The organism is Allorhizocola rhizosphaerae (assembly GCF_003426775.1).
Taxonomy (GTDB): domain Bacteria; phylum Actinomycetota; class Actinomycetes; order Mycobacteriales; family Micromonosporaceae; genus Allorhizocola; species Allorhizocola rhizosphaerae.
Genome location: NZ_QJUG01000003.1, coordinates 52,820 through 79,096 on the forward strand (window position 1 = coordinate 52,820; position 26,277 = coordinate 79,096).

At 68.7% G+C, this 26,277-nt stretch carries 18 protein-coding genes; 6 read left to right on the top strand and 12 right to left on the bottom strand.

Features of this window, described 5'->3' with window-relative positions; all coding sequences use genetic code 11:
- Positions 1-8: 8 nt before the first annotated feature.
- The 7 genes from DM816_RS01185 to DM816_RS01215 form a co-directional block, all read right to left on the bottom strand.
- Positions 9-398, bottom strand: a complete 390-nt coding sequence (locus DM816_RS01185; protein ID WP_246001420.1) for a Fur family transcriptional regulator — start codon at positions 396-398, stop codon at positions 9-11.
- 102 nt (positions 399-500) lie between these two features.
- Positions 501-1,136, bottom strand: a complete 636-nt coding sequence (locus DM816_RS01190) for a choice-of-anchor M domain-containing protein (RefSeq protein WP_117208148.1) — start codon at positions 1,134-1,136, stop codon at positions 501-503.
- Positions 1,133-1,786: a choice-of-anchor M domain-containing protein gene (locus tag DM816_RS01195; RefSeq protein WP_162906983.1), complete on the bottom strand. Its 654-nt coding sequence runs from the start codon at positions 1,784-1,786 to the stop codon at positions 1,133-1,135. The genes DM816_RS01190 and DM816_RS01195 overlap by 4 nt, the downstream gene beginning before the upstream one ends.
- A gap of 59 nt (positions 1,787-1,845) precedes the next feature.
- Positions 1,846-2,682: an anchored repeat-type ABC transporter permease subunit gene (locus tag DM816_RS01200; RefSeq protein ID WP_246001416.1), complete on the bottom strand. Its 837-nt coding sequence runs from the start codon at positions 2,680-2,682 to the stop codon at positions 1,846-1,848.
- A gap of 11 nt (positions 2,683-2,693) precedes the next feature.
- Entirely contained in the window at positions 2,694-3,383 is a 690-nt protein-coding gene (locus tag DM816_RS01205; RefSeq protein ID WP_117208177.1) for an anchored repeat-type ABC transporter ATP-binding subunit, read from the bottom strand.
- Positions 3,380-5,632 (bottom strand): anchored repeat ABC transporter, substrate-binding protein, encoded by a 2,253-nt coding sequence (locus tag DM816_RS01210; protein ID WP_117208151.1) that lies wholly within the window; start codon positions 5,630-5,632, stop codon positions 3,380-3,382. Before DM816_RS01210 ends, DM816_RS01205 begins: the two co-directional genes overlap by 4 nt.
- Entirely contained in the window at positions 5,629-7,362 is a 1,734-nt protein-coding gene (locus DM816_RS01215) for a TIGR03773 family transporter-associated surface protein (RefSeq protein WP_162906984.1), read from the bottom strand. The genes DM816_RS01210 and DM816_RS01215 overlap by 4 nt, the downstream gene beginning before the upstream one ends.
- A 159-nt stretch (positions 7,363-7,521) precedes the next feature.
- Here DM816_RS01215 and DM816_RS01220 point away from each other — a divergent pair, with 159 nt between their 5' ends.
- Complete coding sequence (locus DM816_RS01220) at positions 7,522-8,703, top strand: glycosyltransferase family 2 protein (protein WP_117208153.1); 1,182 nt, start codon at positions 7,522-7,524, stop codon at positions 8,701-8,703.
- Here DM816_RS01220 and DM816_RS01225 read toward each other — a convergent pair whose 3' ends face one another.
- Entirely contained in the window at positions 8,704-9,588 is an 885-nt protein-coding gene (locus DM816_RS01225; protein ID WP_117208154.1) for an ATP-grasp domain-containing protein, read from the bottom strand. It abuts the gene before it with no gap.
- The gene (locus DM816_RS01230) at positions 9,588-10,475 is read right to left on the bottom strand and encodes a PIG-L deacetylase family protein (protein ID WP_162906985.1); all 888 of its coding nucleotides are present in this window, start codon (positions 10,473-10,475) and stop codon (positions 9,588-9,590) included. The genes DM816_RS01225 and DM816_RS01230 overlap by 1 nt, the downstream gene beginning before the upstream one ends.
- Before the next feature lie 196 nt (positions 10,476-10,671).
- Here DM816_RS01230 and DM816_RS01235 point away from each other — a divergent pair, with 196 nt between their 5' ends.
- The 3 genes from DM816_RS01235 to DM816_RS01245 are packed head-to-tail and all read left to right on the top strand — an operon-like array spanning position 10,672 to position 13,098.
- Complete coding sequence (locus DM816_RS01235; RefSeq protein ID WP_117208156.1) at positions 10,672-11,037, top strand: hypothetical protein; 366 nt, start codon at positions 10,672-10,674, stop codon at positions 11,035-11,037.
- Positions 11,012-12,442 carry a sensor histidine kinase gene (locus DM816_RS01240; RefSeq protein WP_162906986.1) on the top strand — a complete coding sequence of 477 codons (1,431 nt, stop codon included), beginning with the start codon at positions 11,012-11,014 and terminating at the stop codon, positions 12,440-12,442. The genes DM816_RS01235 and DM816_RS01240 overlap by 26 nt, the downstream gene beginning before the upstream one ends.
- On the top strand, positions 12,439-13,098 hold the full coding sequence (locus DM816_RS01245) for a response regulator transcription factor (RefSeq protein ID WP_117208158.1): 660 nt from the start codon (positions 12,439-12,441) through the stop codon (positions 13,096-13,098). The genes DM816_RS01240 and DM816_RS01245 overlap by 4 nt, the downstream gene beginning before the upstream one ends.
- Here DM816_RS01245 and DM816_RS01250 read toward each other — a convergent pair.
- The 3 genes from DM816_RS01250 to DM816_RS01260 form a co-directional block, all read right to left on the bottom strand.
- Entirely contained in the window at positions 13,095-13,757 is a 663-nt protein-coding gene (locus DM816_RS01250) for a response regulator transcription factor (RefSeq protein ID WP_117208159.1), read from the bottom strand. The genes DM816_RS01245 and DM816_RS01250 overlap by 4 nt on opposite strands.
- A complete protein-coding gene (locus tag DM816_RS01255) occupies positions 13,742-15,232 on the bottom strand; it encodes a sensor histidine kinase (protein ID WP_162906987.1) in 1,491 nt (496 codons plus the stop codon). The genes DM816_RS01250 and DM816_RS01255 overlap by 16 nt, the downstream gene beginning before the upstream one ends.
- 146 nt (positions 15,233-15,378) lie before the next feature.
- Positions 15,379-23,361 carry a CBM96 family carbohydrate-binding protein gene (locus DM816_RS01260; protein WP_162906988.1) on the bottom strand — a complete coding sequence of 2,661 codons (7,983 nt, stop codon included), beginning with the start codon at positions 23,359-23,361 and terminating at the stop codon, positions 15,379-15,381.
- Between the two features lie 158 nt (positions 23,362-23,519).
- On the opposite strand from DM816_RS01260, the gene DM816_RS01265 reads away from it, so the two are divergent.
- Together DM816_RS01265 and DM816_RS01270 are read left to right on the top strand one after the other, a co-directional pair.
- A complete protein-coding gene (locus tag DM816_RS01265) occupies positions 23,520-24,770 on the top strand; it encodes a right-handed parallel beta-helix repeat-containing protein (protein WP_162906989.1) in 1,251 nt (416 codons plus the stop codon).
- A gap of 200 nt (positions 24,771-24,970) precedes the next feature.
- Positions 24,971-26,272, top strand: a complete 1,302-nt coding sequence (locus DM816_RS01270) for a S1 family peptidase (RefSeq protein ID WP_117208163.1) — start codon at positions 24,971-24,973, stop codon at positions 26,270-26,272.
- Positions 26,273-26,277 lie beyond the last annotated feature (5 nt).

The window sequence follows — 26,277 nt, forward strand, 5'->3', positions numbered from 1 at the left end:
AGAGCCCGCTACCGATCGGCGGTGCAGGCGGGACAGGTACCGAAAATGTCCAGGGTATGGGAAACCTCGGCGAAGCCATGCTGGGCGGCGACGCGGTCGGCCCACCTTTCGACAGCGGGGCCGATGATGTCGATGGTACGGGCGCAATAGCGGCAGACCAGATGATGGTGGTGTTGCTTGCCCTGCCCGCACAGCCGGAAAAGCTGCTCGCCGTTGGGCAGGCGCATGGTGTCTGCCTCACCCGCGTCGGCAAGGACCTGCAGGTTGCGATAGACCGTCGCGAGCCCGATCTTGCTGCCCTGCAGGCGCAGCTCGGTGAAGAGCTGTTGCGCCGTGCGGAAGTCGTCGGTGTGGCGCAGCAATGCGAGGATCTCCTCACGCTGCCTGGTGTTGCGCATGGCGCCGGGGACGTTTTCGGTCACTGTGACCTCCCTGCTTCGCGTGAGGCCGCCCAGGGCCAGTTCGGAGCGGCCCTGGGCGACCGGCATGAGGCGGGTTGGCTAGTTGGTCGCGACGAAGGTGTAGTTCACCGGGCCGGACGACACGGTCGCGCCGTCGGAGGCGCGGACGCCGGTGACCTCGAACGTGACGGTGTAGGTGCCCGCCGCTTCGACGGCCCAGTTGACGTGACCGTGCGCGTTGACGTTGAGCGTGCGCGAGTCGGGCATCCCGTCCTCGCTGTCGAACCACTTCGTGACCGCGCCGAACGTGCCGACCGTGTAGACGCTGAATCCGTTGGGTCCGGACATTCCGGTGAGCTTGAGCTGCAGGTTGTTGTTTTGCAGCACGCCGCTCGGGACGCCGAGGGTGTTCCAGCCCAGCCACAGGAGCCCGGACTTCTGGGTCTGCGGCAGGATCCACACGGTGTCCCCGGGGTTGCCGAGGAACGCGTAGCTGCTCCCGCTGGGCACTGTGGTCTTCGCGGCCGCAGGCGCCGACAGGGTCACGGTGGCCGGGTCACGCTCGACGCCCGGCGAGACGGTGTCGTCGAAAACCTTGACGGAGAAGGAGTTGTTCACCCAGTTCACATCGACGGCATCGGCGTGGCCCTGGGAGAGGGTGACGGCGTGCGCCGGCGCGGCGGCGAATGCGACGAGCGCGGTCGCCATCACGCCGCTGAGCATGAGGCGCTTCATGAGCTGGCTCCTAACACGTTGAAGCGGTAGACGACCGGGCCCGAGCTGACGACCTTGTTGGTGTTGGCGTCGCGAGCCGTGACCACGAACACGAGGTAGTACGAGCCGGACTTGGTGAAGGCCCAGTTGGCGTGCATGTGCGTGCCCGCGGCCACCGTGAAGCTGTCGGGCAGCCCGTTGCGGCTGTTGAGCAGCACGGTCGGCGCGCCGACCTCATCGGTGGTGAACAGGCTGAAGTGCCCGGGTCCGTAGACGCCGGCCAGCTTGATCCGCACGCTGTCGCCGACCAGCGCGCCCGGCTCGATCTCCTCGGTCCCGATCCCGGCGAACAGCAGGTTGGGGTCTTCGACCTGAGGCAGGATCCACACCGGCGCGCCCGGCGCGCCGAGGAAGGCGTAGGCCGGGTCATCCGGCACGGCCAGCTGGGCCGAAGACTTGACCTCGATGATGACGTCGCACGGCTCGCGTTCGACACCCGGCTCGACGGTCTCGTCATGCACGTGAACGTGCAGCTGCCCGTCCTCGTAGGCGACGCCGATGACGTCGGCGTGCCCCTGGTTGAGCACGACCGGGGCCGCCTGGGCCGGTGCGGCGCCGACCGCGATCGTTGCGGCCGTGCCAAGAGCGACCAGCAGGGACCTGGTGCGCATGCGCATAGATATTCCTTTCAAGAGGGTGGAGCATCTAACGAAAACCATAACCGTTTTCATTAGACGTGTCGAGCGCGCATCGCGAGACGGCGCACCAACCCGTGTTTCGGCGCGAAAACCCAGCACAGCAGGAAAATCACGGTCACCACGAGCACGATGAGCCCGCCCGCGGCAAGGTTGTACGCATAGGACAGGTACAGCCCCGACACGGCCGAAAATGCGGCGATGGCCGGAGCGAGCAGCATCATGAGCCCGAGCCGGTCGGTCAGCAGCCGCGCCGCCGCCGCCGGGGTGATGAGCAGCGCCAGCACCAGAATGTTGCCGACCGCTTGCAGCGACACGACAATGGCGAGAGTCACCATCGTGTACAAAGCGATGTCCAAAGCGAACAGATGGTGCCCGGCGGCCCGTGCGGTCTCCCGATCCAGCGCGACCGCGACCAGCCGCCTATGCAAAAACGCTGTCGCGGCAAGCAAAGCCGTGCCCGCGACCAGCACCGTGCGCACATCCTGATCCGAGATGCCGAGAATCTGTCCGAAAAGGAACGACTCCAGCGAGCCGCCGTAGCCCGGCGTGGCACTGAGCACCACGATCCCGAGCGCGAACGCGGCGGCGAAAAACACGCCGATCACCGCATCCTCCTTCAGCCGCCGATTCTGCGACAGCACGGCGATGAGCACCGCCGTGGCAACCCCGGCCACCGCGCCACCGAGCGCCAGATTGAGGTGCAACGCGAACGCAATCGCCACACCGGGAAAGACCGCATGTGCGACCGCGTCACCGATGAAGGCCATGCCGCGCAGCACCACATGCGTGCCGACAATGCCGCAGACGACACCGGAAGCCAGGCACATCAGCAGCGCGCGCTGCATGAAGGCGTGCTGCCACGGTTCCATCAAAAAATCGATCATATGGGTACCCCGAAAGCCTTCAGCCACACCTGCGGATCGGTGAGCTCGTCCGGTGGCCCGTCCGCGATGACGGTCCGGTTGAGCAGGCACAGCCTGGTGCACACCTGCCGTGCCGCGGGCAGGTCGTGCGTGGTCATGAGCACCGCCACGTCCTCCCGCCGAAGTTTGGTCAGCAGGTCCGTCAGCGCCTGCTGGGTGGGCGTGTCCAGGCCGGTGAACGGCTCGTCGAGCAGCAGGACCCGTGGCCGCAGCGCCAGCGCGCGGGCGACCAGCACCCGCTGGCGCTGCCCGCCCGACAGCTCACCGATCGGGCGCCCGCGCAGCGCGAGCATGTCCACCTGCGACAGTGCCTCCTCGGCGACCGCCCTGTGCGAAGCGGTGAACCGGCGGTGCGCCAACGCCGAGCGCACCGCCTTCTCCACGCTGATCGGATAGTCCCACGCGAACTCGTGCCGCTGCGGCACATAGCCCACGGTGCCCATCGCCTGGCGCGGGCCCCGCCCGCCCACCGTGATCCGCCCCGCCGAGACGGGCAACAGCCCGAGCACCGCGCGCAGCAGTGTCGTCTTGCCCGCGCCGTTGGGCCCGATCAGGCCGACGAGCTCACCGGGAGCGACCACCAGCCGGACGTCCTCCAGCACCGTGCGCCCGGCCAGCTCGACCCGCACCCCTTGCGCGTCAATCATCGCCGCCTCCGCCAAAGCAGGAGCAGCACACCGAGCACAACGACAACTGCCGCAGCGCCCACCGCAACCCACGGAAACTCGGCGGGCCGGCTGTCTTGTGCGACGACGGCCGCCGTCGATGACGGTGCGACGGTGGGAGACTGGGTCGGAGTCGGGATTGGACCATCACCGGCGAGGATGGTCAGCGTCTGCCGGTCCGTGACCGTCGTACCGCTGTTGAGTGTGGCGCTCATCTCGATGTCGAGCTGATACGCGCCCTGCGTGGTGAACACCCAGTTGCCGTGCGCGTGGGTGTTGGTCTCGATCGTGCTGCGCTGCGGCATCGGTTTGGCGCTGTCGAACACCTGCAACGGCTCGCCGAACGCGCCATTGAGGAACAGCAGCATCTTCCCCGGCCCGCGCACCCCGTGCAGCGTCCAGCTCATCTCACGCTTCACCTCGGCCGCGACCTGTGGATCCTGCGTGTTCCACCCGGGCCACAGCACTCCCGGCTGCTGCACCTGAGGGAACAACCACACCTTGCTTCCCGGAGCACCGAGGAAGGCGAACCTGTCGTCGGAAGGCACCTCGATGACGGCTTTGTCACCGGCCTTCAACACGACATCACGCAGCTCCCGCCACGCCGACGGCTGCGTGGTGTCGTCGCGCAACTGGATGCGCCACTTGCCGTCCACGAAGCGTGGTCCGATGTCGACATGGCCGTCCGCGATGACGATCGGCGATGCTTGCGACAGCTGCGACAACTTCGGGCCGCCCGCTTCACCCAGGCACGAGCGCAGCTCGGAAGCATTGTGGCGCATCATCTTCAGGTAGGTGTCGGCCTGACTGTCGAACGAGTCACCGTACAACTTGCACACTCGCACGCCCCGGTCGGCGGCGACCTGTTGCAGCACACCGCCGCGATGCGCCAAGTGTGGCTCCAGGAACACCGCGGGCACCTTGAGATTGCCGATCGTCTCGGTGAGCTTGCGCACCTGCTCGACGCTTGGCTCCTGCGCAGGGTTGGGCACCACGAAGCCCGCCACCGTCATGTCATAGGCCGCGGCCAGATAACCGAAGGCGTCGTGAGTCGTGATGAGCTGCCGCCGCCCGGACGGTATCGCGGAAATCCGCTCCCGCACAAAGGCATCCAGGGCGTCCAGCTCGGCGAGGTATGCCCGGCTTCGGGCGGCATATCCCTGCGCCCCGGCAGGGTCGGCTTTGGACAGTGTATCCCGGATGAGTTGCACATAGGCCTTCACATTGCGCACGTCCTGCCACAGGTGCGGGTCGATTTCGCCGTGCACGTGCTTGCCGAGAACCGCCTGTGGCAACTGATGGATTTGCTTTCCGGCGGTGCCGAGAAAGCCGAACCGGGCATCGGCGGGCACGCTGACCAGCGCCTTGTTCGGCACATCGATGACCACCTGATCCGCGGCGATCACGTCCTGCTTGCGCCCGCTGATCGCGTCGCTGTACGCGTAGACCTGGCCCTTGTCGATGTCCACGGTCAGGTCGGTGTGCCCCTTGCCGAGGATGGTGGGCTTGCCCGCGGTCTGCGGGTCGACGCCCACCGCGAAGGTGAAGGTCCCCTCTCCCGCGGGTTTGCCTTGCACCTGCGCGGTGAGCGTCAGCTGGTAGATGCCGGGCGTGGTGAACGCCCAGTTGAGGTGGGTGTGCGCGGCCGGTGGGAGCACCGCCACGTCCTTTTCGTCCAAGCCATCAGCGGAGTTGAAGTACACCGTGGGCTCGCCGAGCGCACCCGTCAGATAGACGACGAGCGCGCCCGGTCCCTCCAGTTTGGACGCTCGCAGGTGGACATCGTCGGCCCGTGACAGACCGCCCGTCCCGCGCACGGCCAGGCCCAGCCAGATCACGTCCAGCCCGAGGTCTTCGACGAGCGGGATCACGTGCGCGCCGTACATCTCCGCCGACTCGGCCAGCGACACGTTGGGTATCCCCTTGGGCGCGTTGGCGTCGATCGCCTTGATCAGCGCGTGCGGCTCCAGCAGGAGGTGGTTGGTGAACACCACATCGGCCTTGGTCACCTTCACCGCGTCGGCGGGCGTGGGCTCGTACGAGTGCGGGTCCGCGCCCGGTGGCACGAGCGAGTCGACGACCACACGGTCGCCGCCGACGTTGCGCGCAAGATCGGCGATGATCTCAGTGCTGGCGACGACCCGAATGTCACTGTCGCTGTTGGACAGTGCGGTGCACCCGGTGGAGGCGACGGCCAGGCACATCGCCAGCGTGACGGCACGCCATCTCATGCCGCGGCCCTCCTGCGCCGCATGACGAAGGTGAGGACGACACCCGCGGCGAGCAATCCCGTGCCGGTCACAAGGATCGGCGTGAGCGAGTCGCCCGTGCGCGGCAGGCCACCGCAACCGGTCGTGCGCTTGGCGTGCGGGCGCGGATCGACGTCGCCGACCACGATCGTCACCGTGGCGGTGTCGCTTGTGGACTGCGACTGCTGCCGGAACGTCAGCTTGTACACGCCCTGCTTCGTGAAGGCCCAGTTGCCGTGCGCGTGCGTGCCAGCCGCGACGGTGAACGTGTCGGGTAGGCCGTCACCGCTGTTGAAGTGAATCCGGGGCTGGCCGAGCGAGGTGTATTCGTAGACCGCGACCCGGCCCGGTCCGCTCACCTTCGTCAGCGACCACTGCACCGGACTGCTGACCGACTCGGTGTTCCAACCCAGCCAGATGATGCCGCTGCGCTGCGTCTGCGGAATCTGCCAGATCGTCGAGCCGGCCGGCCCAAGGAACTCGAACCCGGCCGGGAGGGTGATCGCCGCCGCGGGCTTGAGATGCAGCACGACATCGGCCGGGTCGCGCACCGCGTCGGTCTTGACCCCGATATCGATCCGTCCATTCACGATCCGGCTGGCGATGTCGGCGTGTCCGTTGTCGACGATCGGCAGGTTGACGGTGGTAGGAATGCATGCGGGCGAAGTGCTGGTTGGCGGGGTCGTTGTCGCCGAAGGGCTCGGCGTCTGGCTCGTCGAAGGGCTCGGCGAGGCGCTTGGCGAACGACTGGGCGAAGCGCTGGGCGACACGCTCGTCGGCGGCCCCTCCACGACGACGGTCACGGGCGCGGAAACCGATGGCGCGAAGTCATTGTCGTACTTGGGAATGAAATGAGCCGTTATCTCGTGGGTGCCGGACGGGAGGCTCGTGGTGGTAAGAGTCGCCGTGCCACCGTCCACATTGGTGTGTCCCAGCGACCCACCCGCATGGCGGAAGTCGACCCAGCCCACCGCGCCTTGCGGCTGCACCGTCGCGGTCAGCGTGACCTGCCGGTCGGAGACGGACGCCGTCAGCTGAGTCTGCGTCGAGGTGGGCGTCACCGTGTCGCCGACCACCCAGGTGTAGCGCACCGGATCGGAGCTGACCTGGCCGCCACCGGCCAGCGTCGCCTTCGCCTGGAAGGTGAGCTCGTAGCGGCCGAGCGCGGTGAAACTCCAGTTGACGTGGGCATGCGTGTGCACCGGCACGGCCTGCGTCCGGTAGCTCGTGTCGCTGGAGCTGAACAGGCGAATGGGCTCACCGAGCGGGCCGACCTGGAACATCTCCAACCGGCCCGGCCCACTGACGCCCTTGAGCTCCAACTGCACCTGGTCATCGGCGAACACACCCGAGTCGAGGCTCTGCGTGTCCCACCCGGCATACAGCAGACCGTCGACGGGATCCTGCGGCGCGACCCACACCGTGTCGCCCGGCGCGCCGAGGAACCCGAACTGCGGCTCGTCGGGGATCTGGAGCGCGGCGGCCTCCTTGAGCTGGAAGATCACCTCTTCGGCGGGCTTGTAGGTGTAGGGCGTGCTGCCGATGCGGGTCTGCAGCCGCAAGCGGCCGTCCGTGTATTGCATGTCTATGACGTCGGTGTGCACGTCGTGCAGCACGAGTCGCGACCCGCCGGCCGGTGGCTGCGCGGCACCCGGTGCCGCCAAGCCAAGCCCCGCCAGCAGCATCGCGGCAACAACAAATCGTGACCTCATCAGCCTTCCGTTCCTCCCCGCGTTATTAGCAACGATTATCGTTACCATACGTCACTCATAAACGGAAGGGGTAAGCGCCCTGGATGAGATGAACCTCGCGTGAGGTTTTGCTCAGGCCGACCTCATCGCCGGCTCACCGCCGGCCCGCACTGTCGTGGGATGGAAGCTGCTCTGGCGGTGGTCTTCGCCGTGCTCACCGTGCTGCATATGGCGTACTATCCGCTCTCGGTCCTGTTCGAGGCGCGGGCGCGGTCCCGCCCGGCGACGCGCTACCTGGACAGCCCGTCGCCGCTGGTTTCGGTCATCATCCCGGCCTACAACGAACGGCTCGTCATCGCGGCCTGCCTGGATTCGGTGCTCGCCGATCGGTACCAAAACAAAGAAATCATTGTTATCGACGACGGTTCGACCGACGGCACCCTGGCGGTGCTCGACCGCTATCGGCATCGTCCGGGCGTGACGGTGCTCGCGCAGGCCAACGGCGGCAAGGCAAGCGCGCTCAACGCGGGCATCGCCCTGGCCAACGGCGAGATCATGGTGTTCGCGGACGCGGATGGCGTGTTCGCCGCCGACACCATCGACCGGCTGCTCGACGGGTTTGACCGGCCGGACGTCGGCGCGGTCTGCGGCAACGACACACCGTCCAACCTCGATAGTGCGTTGCCGCGCCTGCTCGCCCTGCTCACGCACGTCACGTCGCTCGTGCGCCGGGCGCTGTCGGTGGTGAACTGCCTGTCCATCGTGTCCGGCAACTGCGGCGCGTTGCGCAGCCGGGTCGTGCGGGAGGTGGGCGGCTTCACCGAGGGCATGGTCGGCGAGGACCTCGAAATCACGTGGCGGGTGCATCGCGCCGGCTACCGGGTGACGTTCCAGCCGCGGGCCATGGTGCGCGCGGAGGTCCCGTCGACCGTTGGGGCGCTTTGGAAACAGCGCGTCCGCTGGACCCGCGGCCTGATCCAGACCGCGCGGATGCACCGCGACATGCTGTGCCGCCCGCGATATGGCGCGGTCAGCTACTACATCACGCTCAACCTCATCACCACGCTGCTGCTGGCACCGCTGCAGCTCGCGTTCCTGGCCGTGCTCATCGGCACCACCTCCCTCGGCGACATCGCCGGGCTGGTGGTGTCGTTGACGATAACCCTTGCCCTGGTCGACTTCTGCTTGGCCGCCGGGCTCGATCGCGCCTGGCGAGATTTGAGATTCCTTTATCTGATACCAGGAATGCTCCTGTACTCCACGGTGCTGAGCGCGGTCGTGCTGTGGGCGTGGCTGCACGAGCTGCGCGGCACGCCCGCGCACTGGAACAAGCTTGCCCGCCGGGCGAACGTGCCGCGCTGATCACGCTGCCACGGCGGGCACCTCGTGCTCCTGCATCAGCGCATCGATGACCTCCGGTGCGGCGGCGCAATGCGCGCCATACCTGGCATTGATCTCCAACACGGCGGGCATGCCGTCCGCCCGCCGCCGGATATCCACATCGGACGGTCCAAACAGGCCGATCGCGCGCACCGCGGCCACCGCCAGCGCACCCACGTCGAGGTCGTCCACCCGGGACACCGCCACGCCGTTGCCCACCTCCCCGCCCGTCAGCGCGTCCTTGCGCAGCACGCCGCCCGCGACACCGCCGTCGGCCGACAGGTACAGGTTCACCGCGTATTCCGCGCCGGGAAGGAACTCCTGCAACACGAACCGGTCCTCGGTGATGCCGTCCAGGATGGTGCGCGGGTCGCGGTGCACCGTCACGCCGCGCGCGCCCCTGCCCGACCGGGGCTTGCGCAGCACCGGCAGGCCGAGCCGCCGCTGGACCTCGGTGGCGGTGACCATCTCGCCGGCGAGCACGGTCTCGGGCACGGCCACCGACATCAGTTGCAGGCACTGGAAGGTGAGCCACTTGTCCGACGCCACGTTTACCGACAGCGGATCGCCGACCGCGATGGTGATGCCGCCGCGCTGCGCGGTCTGCTTGACCGCGGCGAGCACGGGCAGCTCCTCGGTCACCGTGGGCACGACGACGCGGACGGCGTAGGCGCGGCACAGCTCGAACACGGTGGGCACGAAGCGCGACGAGCTCGCGGGCGGCACGACCCGCGTGGGGTAGGGAGCCCAGCCCACCTCACGCGCATCCACCCCGACGACGTGGCGGCCGCGGGCGAACAGCTCCCCGGCGACGGCCCGGCCAGCGGGCCCACCGACACCGGTGACCAGATATGTGGGCCCGCTCATCACAGCTCACCCGGTGTCGCGCGCAGGAGGCGTACCGGTTCGAAGCCCTCGGCCAGGCGGACCTTGGCCTGCGCGCCCCGGAAGAGCGCGATGCCACGGACCCGCTCGGCCGACATGTACGCCTTGCCCCTCTGATCGGCGTGCGCCCCCACCGCCGCGATCTTCAGGTCCACGTAATCCTCGACATCCACAAACACACGCGGGTCGAAATCGGTTGTCACCGAAGGGCTTTCGTAGCACAGGATCGCGGAGTGGCTGCGCGCCGCCTGCAGGGTGGCCACATGCGCCGCGCGATGATCGGCGTGCTGGTCGTTGGCGGAATGGGTGAAGATGATGTCCGGGTTGAACCGACGCACCACGGCCTCGATAGCCGCCACCGCCTCGGGCTCGTGCGCGGCCAGCCGCGTGTCCGGCAGGTCGAGCACGCGCACCTGGCTCACCCCGAGCAGGCGCCCCGCCGCCACAGCCTCCCGCGCCCGCTCCTCGGCGCTGCCGCCGTTGCCCCCGCGCGTCAGCACGAGTGCGAAGATCTCGTGGCCGGAGTCGGCGAGCTTGGCCACCGTCGCGCCGCACGCGAGTTCGAGGTCGTCCGGGTGGGCGCCCACGACCAGCACGCGGCGGGCAGCCCGCACAGGCACGGGCCGGGCCGGCGTCACCGCGGCGATCCCGCCGACCCCACCGAGCACGAGCACACTGCTCGCGGTGACGGCGAGCCCGGCGGGCGTCTGGTCGTGGTTGCCGGTGAACAGGCACCAGAGATTGGCGCCAAGCCCCGACCACAGGCACACATGGATCGCCCACAGTCCGGGGATCCTGCCACGCAACCGGCCCGGCACCGCGACCGCGGCGAGGGCGAAAACTCCCGTGAGGATGACACATACAGCCACGGTCCCAATCTGGCCGCACGCGATGAGGCCGCTATGAACCGCACATGAGACGGTTCTCATCCGGGCCTCACCGGCGCGTCACGCGGGTCGCGCAGGCTGTCAGCATGAGTGAGAGCTTGCCCAGGCGAACCATGCGAGTGGGCCGCTCCGAAGCCAAGCGCAGCGGAGTGACGCCGGAGCCGGCGGAGGTGCCGGCATGAGTGCACAGCAAATCGCGACCGGTGTCGCGCTGGTCGCACTGACCGCACTGGTCACGGCGCTGGGACTGCCCGCGCTGCTGCCGGCCGCCGACGTGCCGCCCATCGTCGTCAACCCGGCGGGCGCCGTCGACCCAATGAGCCCGGTGAGCCCGGTGAGCCCGGAAGGGCCGATGGACGGCGACGATCAGGGCGACGACGATGGCCTGGACGACGACGGCCCGGACAACGGCCACATGGGCGGGGGTGACGATGCCGACGACAGGGAAGGTACCGGTTCCGGCGATGACGGCGGCACGGACGACGACCGTGGCGATGACGGAGACGACGACGAACGGGATGACAACGACGGAGACGACGACTGAGCAGCGATGGCACAGGCCGGCGCTCAGCCTGCGATTGCGGCTGCTGGGCTGGGCCCTGGCCCTGCTCGCGCTGGCCAGCCTCGCCTCGGTGCTGGTGATCCGGCAGGTGCTGCTCAACCAGTTGGAGAACCGCGTTGCCGCCGACATGCGCCAGGAGGTCACCGAGTTCCGCCGGCTCGTCGACGGGCGCGACCCGACGACCGGCCAGCCGTTCGGGGGCAACCTGCGCGCCATCGCCGACACCTATTTGATGCGCAATGAGCCCGCTGCGGGGGAGGCGGTGCTTTTGTTCGTGGACGGCCGGTTCTACCGGGGCACGGCCGACCCGGCGGAGCTTGCTCTCACGGGCGACCTGCTGCGCAACTGGCCCACCGTCGCCGAGAGCGCCGAGGGCCGGGTTTCGGGGCATCCGCGCGGCCCGGTCTACTGGCTCGCCACGCCAGTCGTCATCAACGGCGTGGTGCGTGGGCAGTTCGTCGTGCTGGACTTCACCGGCCCCCGCCACGCCGAGATCGACCGCGCTGTGCGGCTGATGGGGCTGTCCTGCCTGCTCGTGATCGTCGTCGTGGCCGCCGGGGGCTATCTCGCCATGGGTCGCGCACTTCGTCCACTTCGGACGGTCACCGAGACCGCCCGCGCCATCGGGGAGACCGACCTGTCCCGGCGCATCAGCGTGCACGGCGGCGACGAGGTGGCGCAGCTGTCGCGTACCTTCAATCTGATGCTCGACCGGCTGCAGCGGGCGTTCGTCAACCAGCAGACGTTCCTCAGCGACGCCGGCCACGAGCTGCGCACGCCGATCACCATCGTGCGCGGGCACCTGGAGCTCATGGGCGACGACCCGGTCGAGCGCCGCGAGACCATCGCGCTCGTCACCGACGAACTGGACCGGATGAACCGCATGGTCAACGACCTGCTCCTGCTGGCGCGCACCGAGCAGCCCGACTTCGTGCAGCCCGGCCTCGTCGACGCCGCCGCGCTGATGGCCGAGGCGTTCGTGAAGGCGACGGCTCTGGGCGAGCGCGACTGGCAACTCAACGCCACAGACCCGGCCTGGGTGTGGGCCGACCGCCAACGGCTCACCCAGGCCGTCATGCAACTCGCGCAGAATGCGGTCCAGTTCACCGAGCGGGGCAAGCGCATCAGCCTCTCGGTCGAGGTGGCCGAGTCCGCTGTGCTGCTGTCGGTGTCCGACGATGGCACGGGCATCGAGCCGCAGGATCAGGAGCGCATCTTCCAGCGTTTCGCACGGGCCGGCCGCGGGCACGAGGGCTCGGGCCTGGGTTTGGCCATCGTGGCCGCGATCGCGCATGCTCATGGCGGGACCGTCGAGGTGCGAAGCGCGCCCGGCGCGGGTTCCACGTTCACGCTCAAACTCGCACGACAGGAGGGGCCCGGCCGGTGAACCGAGTGCTCATCGCCGAGGACGAGCCGCGCATCGCGTCGTTTCTCACCAAGGGGCTGCGCGCCGCCGGCTACGTCACCACCGTGGTGACCACGGGCGTGGAGGCCGCCGACTACGGCCGCAGCGCGGATTTCGACCTGCTGATCCTCGACCTGGGCCTGCCCGGACAGGACGGCATGGCGGCGCTGGCCCAGATCCGGGCGCGCGGCGACCGGCTCCCCGTGATCGTGCTGACCGCGCGCGACGGCGTGCCCGACCGGGTCGCGGGTCTGGACCTCGGCGCCGACGACTACATGACCAAGCCGTTCAGCTTCGAGGAACTGCTGGCGCGGGTGCGGGCTCGGCTGCGCGAGCACGGGCAGACCAAGCTCACCGTGCTGGAGGCGGCGGGCGTGTCGCTGGACCTGGTGCGGCGGGTGGCCACGGTCGACGGGCGCCAGGTCGAGCTCACCGCGCGCGAGTTCCTGCTCGCCGAGACGTTCATGCGGCACCCGCGGCAGGTGCTCAGCCGCGAACAGCTGCTGGACCGGGTCTGGGGCCTGGCACACGATCCGGGATCCAACATCGTGGACGTCTATATCGGCTACCTGAGAAAAAAGCTCGGAAACGACCTCATCGCCACGGTCAGGGGGATGGGTTACCGCCTGGGGGATTAATGAGTTCTCATCCGGTACCCGAACCCGCGCAGCGTCTCGATGACTCCCGTGCCGAGCTTCTTGCGCAGCGAGCTCACATACACGTTGATGATGTTCGACGTCGGGTCGAAGTCGTAGCCCCACGCCCGCGACAGCAGCTGCTCCCGGCTGAGCACCTGATCCGGGTGGCGCGCAAGGATTTCCAGCAACGTGAACTCGCGCGCGGTCAGCTCGACCGGCCGCCCGCCGACCGTCGCGCGGCGGGCCAGCAGATCGAGCTCCACCACGCCCGCACTGATCACGTGGGTCTGTGGCGTGCCGAGGTCGCGCAGCCGCGCCCGCACCCGCGCGAGCAGTTCCTCGAACCGGAACGGTTTGGTCATGTAGTCGTCCGCGCCGAGATCGAGCGTATCGACCACATCGGACAGTTGGGGCCGCCCGGTGAGCACGAGCACCGGCACGCGATGCCCGCGCCCGCGCAGTCCCCGCAGCACCTCCAGCCCGCCCTTGCCGGGCAGTCCAATGTCGAGGATCAGCAGATCGAACTGTCCCGAGGCGCCCAGCTCCTCGGCGGCGTGCCCGTTGTCGACGTGGACCGTGGGCCATCCCTTGGCCCGCAATCCCTTTTCCAGGAACGACGCGATCAGCGGGTCGTCCTCGGCGATCAGGATTCGCGCCATGGCTCGTGGTCCTTTCGTGGGGCGGCGGGAAGCACGAGCACGAACGTCGACCCGCCCCCCGGCCGGCTGGTCACCTCGACACGGCCGCCGTGCGCCTGCACCAGTGCCCTGACGATGGCAAGGCCCAGGCCCGAGCCTCGGTATCGGCGATGCGCCTGCGCTCCGCGCTGGAACCGCTCGAAAATCCGGACCAGGTCGGCCTCTGCGATGCCGCTGCCGGTGTCGCGTACGCTGATCCGCCATTCGTCGCCGGTGCGCGACGTCGCGAGCGCGATGGTGTCGGTGCTCGACGTGTGATGCACGGCGTTCTGCGCCAGGTTGACCACGGCCTGGGTGAGCCGGTGCCGGTCGCCGAGCACCGCACCGGTCGCGGCATCGTCGACCGTCCACATGCGATGGGCCAACGAGGACAGCTTGCCCGCCAGCTCGTGGGTGAACGAATGCAGGTCGATCGATTCCAGGCGCAGGAAGTCGGGCTGCGCGATGTCGGCCAGCAGCCGCAGGTCCTCCACGATCCGGCCCATGCGCTCCAGCTCGTCGGTCACCAGCGCGATGGTCTCGCTGCGCTCCAGCGGATCGTCGCCAACGACACCGTGCTCCAGCAAGCCGAGGTGGCCCATGCAGATGGTCAGCGGCCCGCGCAGCTCGTGACTGGCGTCCAAAATGAACTCGCGTTGCTTGCGCAGCACGAGTTCGAGCCGGTCCATCATGGCGTTGAAGGTGCGCGCCATCTCGGCGGCCTCGTCGCTGCCGCGCACCGGGATCGGGATGCGTTGCGACTGTTCGGATTGCGAGATGAGCCGGGCGGTCTGGGTCAGCTGGCGCACCGGCACGAGCAGCCGCCCGGTCAGCAGCCAGGCGAACGCCGACGCGACGAGCACGATGGCCGCCACGACGAACACGCCGTAGGTCTGCACACCGACGATCTCGCCGTGCTCGCTGACCGGCAGGATCGTGACCACGAACAGCCCGGTCCGCTCGCCGAGCGACACCTCCTGCGCGCCGTAGTAGGCCAGGCCGAGGTCGGTCTCGAAGGTGCCGATCCGCCCCGGTGCGCTCGCGGCTATCCGGGCCATCACGTCGCCGGGCAGCTCCCGCAGCGGGAAGCGGTCCAGCGAGACGCGGGTGCTGCGGTCGGGGATGAAGACCACGAACGCCTCTTCGTTGCTCGGCACGTTGCGGTCGAGGAACACGTCGATGGCCGCGGCCAGCGAGCGGAACGGCAGCCCGGTGCGCGGGTCGACCCCCGTCGACAGGAGCCGGTTGACCTCTTGGAACTCCTGCCGGATCGCCTCGGAGACGCGGTCCTCCAGCCGGCTGACCAGCACCTCGCGCAGGCCCACGACGGCCAGCCCGCCGCAGAGCACGATCAGGCACAGATATGACAGCAGGAGCCGGGATCGCAGGTGGCGAGCCAGCCCGAACCAACCAGGCTCTTTCTGCTCACGTGGAGCCCGGGACAGTACCGCCCGCAACTCCCCTCCCAATGAGCATCAGCCCGTGTTGCTGGCGTGACACAGTGTAGGGTGGACCGTCCTACCACGACCCTCGGCGGATCGGCCAGACATGGGTGTGCCCTCCGGCAGGGGTCGCCGGAGGGCACACGATCATTGACCGATGATCAGCCGAAGGTGATCACCAATCGGGGTGGGTTGTCGGTACCTTTCTCGCGCGAGTGGAAGCTCTGCTCCACGCCGCTCGCGCCCTCGACGCTGTCCCGGATCAGGAACCCGTGGTTGCCACCCGAGTACATCGCGCCGACATGCGCGGTGACGCCCCACTGGAGGTAACCCGACGTGCTCGCCGAGGCGACGGTGGCCGCCGTCCCGGTCGTGGCCGGCTGGTTGCTCCAGCGCACGGTCGACTCCGTCCACGACCCGCCGAGCTGGAACGCCTGCAGCGTCCGGCCCGGCTTGTACGAGGACGAGTACAGCCGCAGCTGCGCGTCGACCACCTGGCATCCGGCCGGGATGGCCGGCAGGTTGAACCGGACCAGCGCCCGTGCGTTGGCCCCGGCCTTGCTGTCCACCTTGAGCACCGAGTCGGTGCCGTAGTTGCTGCTGGACGAGCTTTGCAGCACCCAGCTGTCGGCAGCCGCACCGACCGTGACCGAGCCCGGCGCCGCGCACGACGGCGGTGCCGTGACGGCCCAGACATACTCGGCCGGTGTCGGATCGGTGTTGCCCGCCGGGTCGACGGCGGCCACGCGGAACGTGTGCTGCCCATAGCCCAGACCCGCGTAGGTCTGCGGCGTCGAGCAGGCCGCGAACACCGCCCCGTCCAGCGAGCAGACGAACGCCGACCCGGCCTCGTTGGAGGTGAAGGTGAACGTGGCGCTCGTGCTCGTGGTGTTGGGGTCCGGCCCGGAGTTGATGGTCGTCACGGGCGGCGTGGTGTCCAGTTCGTTGGTCACCGTCCACTCGTAGATGCCCATCTCCTCGTCGCCGGAGATGTGCCCATCCAGATCCACGCCGATCACACGGAACACGTGGTCGCCGACGGCCAGCCCGCTGTAGGTCACGGGCGAGGCGCACGGCGCGAACGGCTCCAGGTCGAGCGAGCATTCGAACCGCTGCACGGGCTCGTTGGCCGCGAAGGCGAACGTGGCCGTGGTCGAGGTCGTCTCCTCGCCCGGTCCGGCGCCGATGGTCACCACCGGCGGGCCGGTGATGGTCCACGCGTAGCTGGCCGGGGTCGGATCGACGTTGCCTTCCAGATCTATCGCCCGTACCCGGAAGTCGTGCACCCCGAGCGTGAGGTCGGCCAGTTCGACCGGAGAAACGCACGCGGCGAACGCGGCGCCGTCCAAAGAGCACTCGAACGTGACGTCCGGCTCGTTGGCCGAGAACGTGAACGTGGCCTCCAGCGCGGGCGTCTCCGCCCCCGGACCGGAGTTGATCACCGTGTTCGGCGGCACACCCGGCGGCAGCAGGGTGACCGTCCAGACATACCGCGCCGGGGTCGGGTCGGCGTTGCCAGCCAGATCCACCGCACGCACGTCGAAGAAGTGCGTGCCCGCGCCGAGGTTGGCGTAGGACTGCGGGTTTTCACACGCCACGAACGCCGCCTCCAGCTCGCTGTCCAGCCGGCACTCGAACTCCAGCTCGGCCAGCGGCGTGTTGTCGTCCACGCCGGTGAAGATGAAGCTGGCCATCGTGCTGTTGCTCGGGTTCGGTGGCTGGTCGACGATCTGCGTGTCCGGCGGGGCGAGCTCCGGCGGCGTGCTGCCCGAGCCATCGCACACCACGTTGTAGCACTGCGCCAGTTCGATGTTGCCGCTGGCACGGTTGCCCCCGCCATCGGTGTTGCCGATGGCCGCGTAGATGCCCCAGCCGCCGTTGTTGTCGGCCAGGTTGGCGGTGATGACATGCCCGGCCTTGTTCACCGAGATGCCGTCGCTGTCGTTGTGGTGCGCGGTGTTGCGGTCGATCCGGTTGCCCGGGTTCGGGCTCCCCGGCAGCACCTCAGCCTCGACGGAGATGCCCTCGGCGCTGGCGTTGGCCACGTTGAGCACGATGTGGTTGTCCAGCGAGTGGTCGCCGATGGCGATCGCCGACGAGCTCGACTCGCTGGCGTCGTTGGCCCGCATCTCATTGCCCACGGCCGCATAGGTTTCGATGCCGGTGGTGTTGCCCCGCACATCGTTGCCACTGACCAGGGTGTCGGTCACCGTGTCGAGTGAGATGCCGGCGTCGCTCATGCCACCGGCCTTGTTGCCGATGACCTGGTTGCGGTCCGACCCGGACACCAGGATCCCGGACTCGGCGTCGAACAGGTCGTTGCCCTCGATGCGGTTGTCGTGCGAGGCGAGCTCGACGATGACCGCCGCGTCGGCGATGCCGTCCATCGTGTTGCCGGTGATGGTGTTGTTGGTGGCACCGTCGAGCCGGAGCCCGGCCTCGCTGATGCCGCTGATGTCGTTGCCCTCGATCCGGTTGCCGCTGGAGGCGGACACCAGGATCGCGTCGCCCGATCCGGACCCGATGGTGTTGTCCACAATGGACGCACCCTGGGTGCCCTCGGACAGCCAGATGCCCACGCCGGTGTTGTTCATCAGCGTGTTCCGCGCCACCCGGTTGCCGTTGCCGCCCTGGTCGGCGTTGACGAGCATGACCGCGGCCACCTCGTTCATGGCCAGTACCAGATCGGTCACCACGTTGGACCCGGTGCCCGCGCCCAGCCGGACGCCGTCGTCGAACCCGCTGATCGTGCCGTTGGTGACGGTCACCGAGTCGAACCCGTTGTTGAGCACGCCGGCTGCGAGCCCGACGCCGTCGACGGTGTGCCCGCCGAGGTCGACGGTGATCGACGCCGCCCCAACCACCAGGCCGTTGCCGCCGCAGTTGGTCAGGTCGTTGAGCAGCAGCGTGCTCTGCGTCAACGTCTGTCCACACGCGACAGTGGTCGGCACAGGCGGCGGCCCGATGATCCAGGAGTGCACGGCCGGGGTCGGGTCGGTGTTGCCCGCCGCGTCCGTGGCCCGTACCTGGAACTCGTGCTCGGCCACGCCGAGACCGGTGTAGCTCACCGGAGACGTGCACGCCGCGAACGCCGAACCGTCCAAAGAGCACTGGAAGGTCGAGTTCGGCTCGGTCGACGTGAACACGAACGTGGCCGCGGTCTGCACCGTGGTACCAGATGGGGCTGAATCAATCCTCGTGTCCGGTGGGATGGTGTCGGTCGGCGCCGCCACGATCGTCCACGACCACGTCGCGGGCGTCGGGTCGGCGTTGCCCGCCAGGTCCACGGCCCGCACCTCGAACGTGTGCGCGCCGAGTCCGAGCGCCGGATAGGTGGCGGGGCTCAGGCACGGCCCCCACGAGGCACCGTCCAACCGGCACTCGTAGCGCAGGTTCGGCCCCGGTGTGGCGTTGTCACTCCCGCGGAACCCGAAGATGGCCGTGCTTGTCATGGCCGTCGCGTCCGGGTGGCGGAACAGGGTGGTGCTCGGCGGGATCGCGTCCGGGCCGGGCGGGATGGCCGCCACGGTCCAGCCGAACACCGCCGGTGTGCTGTCCACGTTGTCGAACGGGTCGACCGCGCGCACCTCGAACCGGTGCAGCCCGGTGATGAGGAACTGGTACTGCACCGGGCTGGCGCAGTCCTCCCAGCCCTCCTCGCTGGCCGGGTCGGGCGCGTCGAGGCGGCACTCGAACCGCAGTGCCGTCACGGGCGCGATGTTGTCCGAACCGGTGAACGTGAACCGCGCCACGGAAGCGCCGCTGCTGGGATCTGTCGGGTGGGTCAGCAGTGTAGTGTCCGGCTCGACCAGGTCGGGCTCGACCACCGGCACGGGTGTCCCCGCCCCGCACACCACGTGCTCACACTGCAACGGCTCGGCGTTTCCGGCCGCTGTGTTGCCACCGCCGTCGATACTCAGCTCGTCGGCGGAGACACCCCAGGCGCCGTTGTTGTTGGCGGCGTTGCCCGTGATGACGTGCCCGCCGCCGAGGACCGCGACACCCGATCCGCCGTTGCCGTGGGCCGTGTTGGCCTCGATGACGTTGCCGCCGATCGGTGTGCCGTTGAGGTCGACCGCGGTCACCTCGACCGAGACGCCGTCGCCGCCGTTGTCGTTGGCGGTGTTGTTGGCGACCCGGTTGCGCAGCGAATCGCCGGCCAGCCCGATGCCGTTGCCGCCGAAGCTGGCGATGTTGTGCTCGACCACACTGTCGCTTGTGGAGTCGAGCTCGACGCCGCCCGGGTTGAACCGCACATCGTTGTAGCGCACGATGCTGTTGTTGGCCCCGCTGAGCGCGATGCCCGCATCCGACCCGAGATGGAACGTGTTGTCGATGATCACCATGTGGTCCGAGTCGGACACGTTCACCCCGGCGTCGCCGATCCGGTAGGCGGTGTTGCCCTCGATGTGGGTGCGGTGCGAGCCGTCGCGCACGATGATCGCGCCGTCGCCGGTGTCGTGGATGCTGTTGTCCAGCAACGTGTTTCCGGTCGAACCCTCGATGTCGATCCCACCGTCACTCGAAAGCAACGGGTCGGTCATGACCCCGCTGATCTCGTTGCCGCGCACCGTGTGCCCGCCGCCCTCCCACAGGTGGATGGCCAGGCCCAGGTTGCCGAGGAACGCGCTGTCCCGGATGACGCTGTTCTCGGATCCGTTCAGGACGGACACGCCGATCTCATTGCCGTCAAATGTGCTGTTGCGCACGATGTTGCCGATCCGCCCATCGTCCGCATCGGACAGCTCGACCCCGCTGACGGCATTGCTCACCACCGTGAGGCTGTGCACCTCGTTGTAGATGGTCCCGGCCATCAGGTGCACACCGTAGGCGAACTCCCGCACCGTGCCATTGGACACAATGACGTTGGAGAATCCGAGGTTGCGGATGCCCGCTGGGCCGCCAAGCTCCGGCAGCTCCACGGGTGGGAAGTAGCCGGGGCCGTCGATGATGTGGCCACCCAGGTCCAAGCGGATGTTTGGGGCGCCGATGACCAGCCCGTCGCCGGGGCAGTCGGTCAGGTCGTTGAGCAGCAACGTGCTCTGCGTGATGACCTGCCCGCACGTCACCGTCGCCGGAATCGCCGCGGGCGGCGCGGACGGTGGTGGCGTGCCCGCCGCCTGGTAGCGCAACACCAGTTGCGGCACGGTCGGCGGCTCGGCCGCGGCCTCACTGCTGGCGTAGCCCTGCGAGGCTCCGGTCGGGTCGCCCTCGGCGGAGTCGCGCACCACGAAACCGTGGTTGCCGCTGGCGTACATCTGGTTGACGAGCGCGGTGACGTCCCACTCACGCCAGCCCGCGCCGGAGGTCCCGGTGGCCGGGGTGCCCACGGTGCCCGGCTGGTTGTTCCACGTCACCTGGCTCTCCGCCCAGGACGACGCGGCCCGGTGCACCTCGATGGTCCGCCCCGCCGTGCCCTCGCCGGACAGGCGCAGCGTCGCCGACTCCAGCACGCAGCCGGAGGCGTCGCTGGGCAACGGGAAGGAGACGAAGGCACGAGCGTTACCGTCCACCTGCGACGTCACGGAAAGTTCGGTCGCGATGCCGAAGTTCTCGTCCGGGTTCACCTGATCGGCCCACGTGTCCGCCGACGCCGTGACCGTGACGTTGGCCTGGTTGCAGTCCAGCGGCGGCGCGACCGTCCAGGTGTAGGTGGCCGGGGTCGGGTCGAAGTTGTCGCTCTCGTCCACCGCGCGCACCTCGACCGTGTGCTGCCCGGTCGCCAGATTGGAGAAGCTCCACGGGCTCGCGCACTCCAGCCACATCTCCGGCTCTGCGCTGTCGATGCGGCACTCGAACTCGATGAGCTGTTGCGGGGTCAGGTTGTCGGTCGCGGTGAATCCGAATACGACAGTGCGGCCCGTGCTCGGGTTGGGCGGAGTCATCACGAACGTGGTCTGCGGCGGGGTCGTGTCCAGGCCCACCTCGAAGACGTGCACGGCCGGGGTCGGGTCGACGTTGCCCGCCCGGTCGATCGCCCGCACCTCGAACCTGTTCTCCCCCATTTCCAGTCCGAGTACCTCGTACGGCGTGGGGCAGCCGTGGAAGAGCGTCTCCGGATCCGGTGGCTCGGTCGGGTCCGGCGGCGGTTCGGTCGGGTCGGTCACCAGCAGGCGGCATTCGAACAGCAGCTCACCGGCCGGGGTCGTGTTGTCCGTGCCCGCAAAGACGAACGTCGCCCGCTCCTCACTCGCGAAGGCGGGAGCCGACGTGATGCTCGTGTCGGGCGGGGTCGTGTCGGGCGCCGGGAACGGGCCCTCGTGTTCGAAGGCACCGACGTCACACGCCGTCGACTTGGGACGCGTCACACCGCGCTGGTCGACCGCGGGGCACGGGGCGACACCGCCGTCGACGGCGAAGCTGAGGTCCTGCAGCGCGTGCGTCATGGTCGGGCCACCGTTGTCGGCGATGGCGTCCAGGCCCGGCTGGGCGTGCTGCCGGTCGCGCGGCCCACGGAAATAGCACGAGTCGCCGCTGTCGAGGTTGCCGCCCTCCGACCCGATGGCGAACCCGCACTCGGGGCCGAGCTGGTTGCCCGCCACGATGGTGTTGCGCAGGATCACGCCCGTGCTCGGGGTGATCGGGAAGTTCACCGAGCCGCCGACCTCCGACCCGACGCCGCTGCCGTGCGGCGACGTGTTGCGGGTGATGGTCACGTTGACCACGCGCAGGCCCGCGTCGGCGTCGGAGTAGAGGCCGCCGCCCGATGAGCCGGCGGTGTTGCTGGAGATGGTGGTGTTCTCGATGACCGCGCCGGCGTCGCTCTCGTTGAACACGCCGCCGCCGTTGAGCCGGGCGGAGTTGTCCCAGAACGTGGAGCCGGTCACTGACAGCGTGGAGTCCGCGACGTTGGCGAACCCGCCGCCGTTCTCGGCCCGGTTGCCGCTCACCGTGGTGTCGAGAATGTTGAAGTGGCCGCTGCCCTGGCTCTCGATGCCACCGCCGTCGCCGGTCGCGCGGTTGCCCGTGATCTGCAACCGGTTGAACGTGACCCGCATGCCGCTGTTGAGCACGCCGCCACCGCCCGCGCCGGCCGTGTTGTCGCGGATCACCGTGTCGACGACGGCCACCGAGCCGCCGGAGTGGATGCCGATGCCACCGCCCTCCCCCGCAGCGCTATTGGCCACAAAGGACGACCCGGCGATGCTCGCCGTGCCGTCGCCGCCGACGTCGAGACCGCCCCCGCCACCGTCGATGCCGTTGTGCCCGGCCGCGTTGCCGGAAAACGTCACCGAGTCGACGCTCAGCGCCCGCTTGGAATCGGAGAAGACACCTCCCCCGGAGCCGGTCGCGCGGTTGCCGGTGACCGTGCCACGGGTAACGGTCAGCTTCGCGAACGACACCGAGGAGACGCCACCACCGTCTCCGCCCGCGGTGTTGTTCGCCACGGTGCTGTCGGTCAGCGTGAGCTCGGCCTCCATCTCGCCGGCGATGCCACCACCGTTGCCGCCCGTCGCGTTGCCGGTCACCTCGGTGTTCACCAGGTGCAGCTCGCCGAAGCCGGTGTTGAGCACGCCGCCACCGGACACGAGGGCATAACTGTCCACAATGGATGAGTCGATGAACCGCACCGTGCCGTCGGCGACGTTGTAGACTGCGCCACCGTACTCGGCCTCATAGCCTTTGCGAAGGGTGACACCGTTCACGGTGACGCTGAGCGCGTCGGGGTGGATCTCCAGCAGGCGGTCAAGCCCCTGCTGCTCGGGCGGGGCGCCCACGGGCGGCACGCCGCCGTCGATGACGGTCGTGGCCCGGCCGGCACCCACGATGTTCACCGACCGCACGATGTCCAGATCACCGCTGGCGTCGAGGTTGTCGCCCACGGGCGCGATGCCCAGCCGGTAGATGCCGGCCGGCAGCTGGATCGTGTCGGCCGCAGCCGTGGCGTTGGACTCCTGCACGGCAGCGCGCAGGGTGCACGTGTTGGCGGAGGTCAAGCAGAGACCGTCGCCGATGTTCGCGTCGACGAGATCGGCCGTGCTGTTGACGGTGAACGTGGCGGCCCACGCCGGGCCCACACCCACCAACATGGACACCGTCAGCGTGGCGGAAGCGGCAAGCGCGATGAGGCGCCTGTGAAGCCTGCGGGGTGCCGCGCGCCCGGGTGGTCGCGGCCCGCTCGCGGGCAGAGCTGAGTTGGTCATAGCCGCGAGCATCGGGGCGGCGAATAAGCCCAGTCTCAGCGGAGAGTGAAGGATTACTTATACAGTCGGCCTCCCGACTGGGCGCCACCCGGGTACATTAACAGATTCTCATCTTCGCTTTATGGGACTCCTCTCATCGGCTTCCTACATTGCGGTTCGTGAGTGGACAATCTTTTCGCGCAGGAGCCCGGCTCGCCATCGCCGCGCTGGTGACGGCCGCCGTGATGGTGCCACCCGGCACCGCCCACGCCGCACCCGGATGCGGCGCGGTGGTGAGGGTCAGCACCACGGTCACCGCCGACCTGGTCAACTGCCCCGGCGACGGGCTCATCATCGGCGCGCACAACATCACGCTCAACCTCAACGGCAAGACCATCGACGGGGTCGGGCTGGGCGTGGGTGTCCGCAACAACGGCTTCGACAACGTGACCATCCGCAATGGACGGATCACCGAATTCGACCACGGCGTCGCGTTGAACACCGGCACGCTTGGCAACCTCGTCACCGCCCTCACTGTGCGGCAGAACGAGGTCACCGGGATCCAACTGTCCAATGCGGACAACAACAACCGCATCATCGGCAACGTCGTCGAGCTCCAGTCGCAGCGCGGCATCGCGCTGCTCGCCGACTCCAACAGCAACACGGTGCGCGGCAACACCGTGCGCGACAACTCCGACGGCATATACCTTGAGACCTCGCTGAGCAATCTGGTCGAGCTCAACCAGGCCACCACCAACAGCGACCGCAGCATCGAGCTCGTCAACGCCCGCGGCAACACCCTGCGGTCCAACACGGTCAGCGGTGGCGGCGACACGGCCATCGCCCTGACCGGCTCCCCGCAGAACGTCATCGACAGCAACACCGTCACCGGCAGCGGCGACGCCGGGATCGGCCTCACCGGCTCGAACAGCAACCAGATCATCAACAACCGGGTGTCCGGCAGCAGCGACGCCGGCATCCTGCTCGACCTGTCGCACGGCAACACCGTGCGGGCCAACAACCTGTTCGTCACCGCGCCCAACGCGGGCGGCATCGAGCTCCTGTCGGCCAACACCAACACCATCCAGTCCAACACCGCCAACTCCCAGCTCAGCACCGGCATCGAGCTGCAGAACTCGGCCGGCAACCGGCTGCTGAGCAACAGCGCCACGAGCAACAACGGCCCCGGCATCCATGTCGTCGGGTCGGCCGGCGTCGCGTCCAACCTCCTGGAGGCCAACACCGCGAACAGCAACAACGGCGACGGCATCCATGTCGCCAATGCCGGCAACACGGTGCGTCGCAACATCACCCGCAACAACGGCGGCTGGGGCGTCTACGCCACGGCCGGCACCACTGACGGCGGCGGCAACCGCGCCAGCGGCAACGGCCAAGCCGCCCAATGCTTCGGGGTGGTCTGCACCGTCTGAGACCAAAGTCCCCTCCCCCGAAGAACACCGGCGCGCGTCAGCCTCCGTCGACGCGCGCCGGTGCCATGCTGTCGCGTATCCGTCCAATGCCGGAAGTTCACCGGCGACTTGCGCATTCCGCCGTGCAATGCGCGACGGCGGGCCGCCATCTTGGTAAGGCGCCACGCACGTCGCGTGGCACAACCGAGAGGACAAAACAGATGCGCAGAACCAAACTCCGGTGGGTATTCGCGGCGCTGGCGGTCATGACCGTCGTCGCTGGGGCGTCACCCGCCGGTGCGGAGGATCCCGACCCACGGCCACAGCGCCCACCGGTCGGTGATCCGATGCCGCCGCGGACGGCACCGGTCGGGGAGGTGTCCACCGAGGATCTCCCGGCGGGATTCGCTTCCTGGGCGGCGCTATTCGCGGAGCAGCACCGGCTCAACGCGGTCGCGGACCGGATCGAGGCGGCAGGGCGCGGCGACGGGTATGCGGGGCTCATCGTGGATCCGGAGAACCACGACGTCCGGCTGTACTGGAAGGGCGCGCTGCCGGCCGAGGTGCAGTCCGCGGTGGACGCGGGCCGCAGAAGCGTGCCGGTGCAGGTGTTCCAGGCCGCGTACTCGGCCGACGAGTTGCGTGCGGAAGCCCAGCGGTGGCTCGACTCCGGGCATGTCGTCGACGCCTACGAGAAGGCCGACGGCAGCGGACTCGTGCTCGGCGTCGCGGAGTCGGCTTCGGCCGGGCCGCCGCAACTGCCGGGCGGGACGCGGGTGCCGTTCGAGGTGGAGTACGACCAGTCGGCGGAGGTGCCGCTGAACGCGGAGCCGTCAGCCGCCGACAACGCTGTCTCGGCCACCTGGTGGCGGCAACACGATCAGTCCCCCTATTGGGGTGGCGCCAGGTATGAAACCCCCGGCAGTTCATGCACGACGGGTTTCGCGGTCACCGACAACGAGGGATACCCCGGCTTCCTGACGGCCGGCCACTGCGGTGAGCCGGGAGACATCGTTGAGACGTACGTGGGCGACGACTTGATCGGCAAGATGTGGTCGGACTGGGACTACCAGGACATCGCGTTGATCTGGGCCTTCTCCAATGTGGAGGGCCGCGCGTACGTCGGCCCGTGGCACTCCAACTGGCAGCGGCCGATCAACTCCGCGGCGAGCAACTATGTGGGCAACTACGTGTGCACGAACGGGGCGGCCAGCGGCGAGCACTGCGCGATCAAGGTGTACTACCGCAGCCCTTCGGACGTGACCATCAAGGCGAAGCGGACCAAGTCGGGTGCGTGCGCGGTCGCCCACGGCGACAGCGGCGGGCCGGTCATCGCGCAGAGCACCGGAGCCGCCTTCGGGCACGGCATCATCACCAACGGTGCCAACGGCGAAGTCAGCACCTGTGGGTACGGCTACAACGGCGAGAAGCTCAAGGGCTACCGCGGCCTCGTGTTCAAGGGTCTGAAGTTCGCGCTGGGGCACTTCGGCGCGACCCTGCGGACCGCTCCATACCACTCATAGCAAAT

What these genes read in the sequence shown, in the direction of transcription:
- DM816_RS01270 (WP_117208163.1), top strand. Translation starts at nt 24,971, where the DNA reads ATGCGCAGAACCAAACTCCGGTGGGTATTCGCGGCGCTGGCGGTCATG.
- DM816_RS01200 (WP_246001416.1), bottom strand. Translation starts at nt 2,682, where the DNA reads ATGGAACCGTGGCAGCACGCCTTCATGCAGCGCGCGCTGCTGATGTGC.
- DM816_RS01195 (WP_162906983.1), bottom strand. Translation starts at nt 1,786, where the DNA reads ATGCGCACCAGGTCCCTGCTGGTCGCTCTTGGCACGGCCGCAACGATC.
- DM816_RS01240 (WP_162906986.1), top strand. Translation starts at nt 11,012, where the DNA reads ATGACAACGACGGAGACGACGACTGAGCAGCGATGGCACAGGCCGGCG.
- DM816_RS01235 (WP_117208156.1), top strand. Translation starts at nt 10,672, where the DNA reads ATGAGTGCACAGCAAATCGCGACCGGTGTCGCGCTGGTCGCACTGACC.
- DM816_RS01210 (WP_117208151.1), bottom strand. Translation starts at nt 5,632, where the DNA reads ATGAGATGGCGTGCCGTCACGCTGGCGATGTGCCTGGCCGTCGCCTCC.
- DM816_RS01225 (WP_117208154.1), bottom strand. Translation starts at nt 9,588, where the DNA reads ATGAGCGGGCCCACATATCTGGTCACCGGTGTCGGTGGGCCCGCTGGC.
- DM816_RS01220 (WP_117208153.1), top strand. Translation starts at nt 7,522, where the DNA reads ATGGAAGCTGCTCTGGCGGTGGTCTTCGCCGTGCTCACCGTGCTGCAT.
- DM816_RS01185 (WP_246001420.1), bottom strand. Translation starts at nt 398, where the DNA reads ATGCGCAACACCAGGCAGCGTGAGGAGATCCTCGCATTGCTGCGCCAC.
- DM816_RS01205 (WP_117208177.1), bottom strand. Translation starts at nt 3,383, where the DNA reads ATGATTGACGCGCAAGGGGTGCGGGTCGAGCTGGCCGGGCGCACGGTG.
- DM816_RS01190 (WP_117208148.1), bottom strand. Translation starts at nt 1,136, where the DNA reads ATGAAGCGCCTCATGCTCAGCGGCGTGATGGCGACCGCGCTCGTCGCA.
- DM816_RS01250 (WP_117208159.1), bottom strand. Translation starts at nt 13,757, where the DNA reads ATGGCGCGAATCCTGATCGCCGAGGACGACCCGCTGATCGCGTCGTTC.
- DM816_RS01215 (WP_162906984.1), bottom strand. Translation starts at nt 7,362, where the DNA reads ATGAGGTCACGATTTGTTGTTGCCGCGATGCTGCTGGCGGGGCTTGGC.
- DM816_RS01260 (WP_162906988.1), bottom strand. Translation starts at nt 23,361, where the DNA reads ATGACCAACTCAGCTCTGCCCGCGAGCGGGCCGCGACCACCCGGGCGC.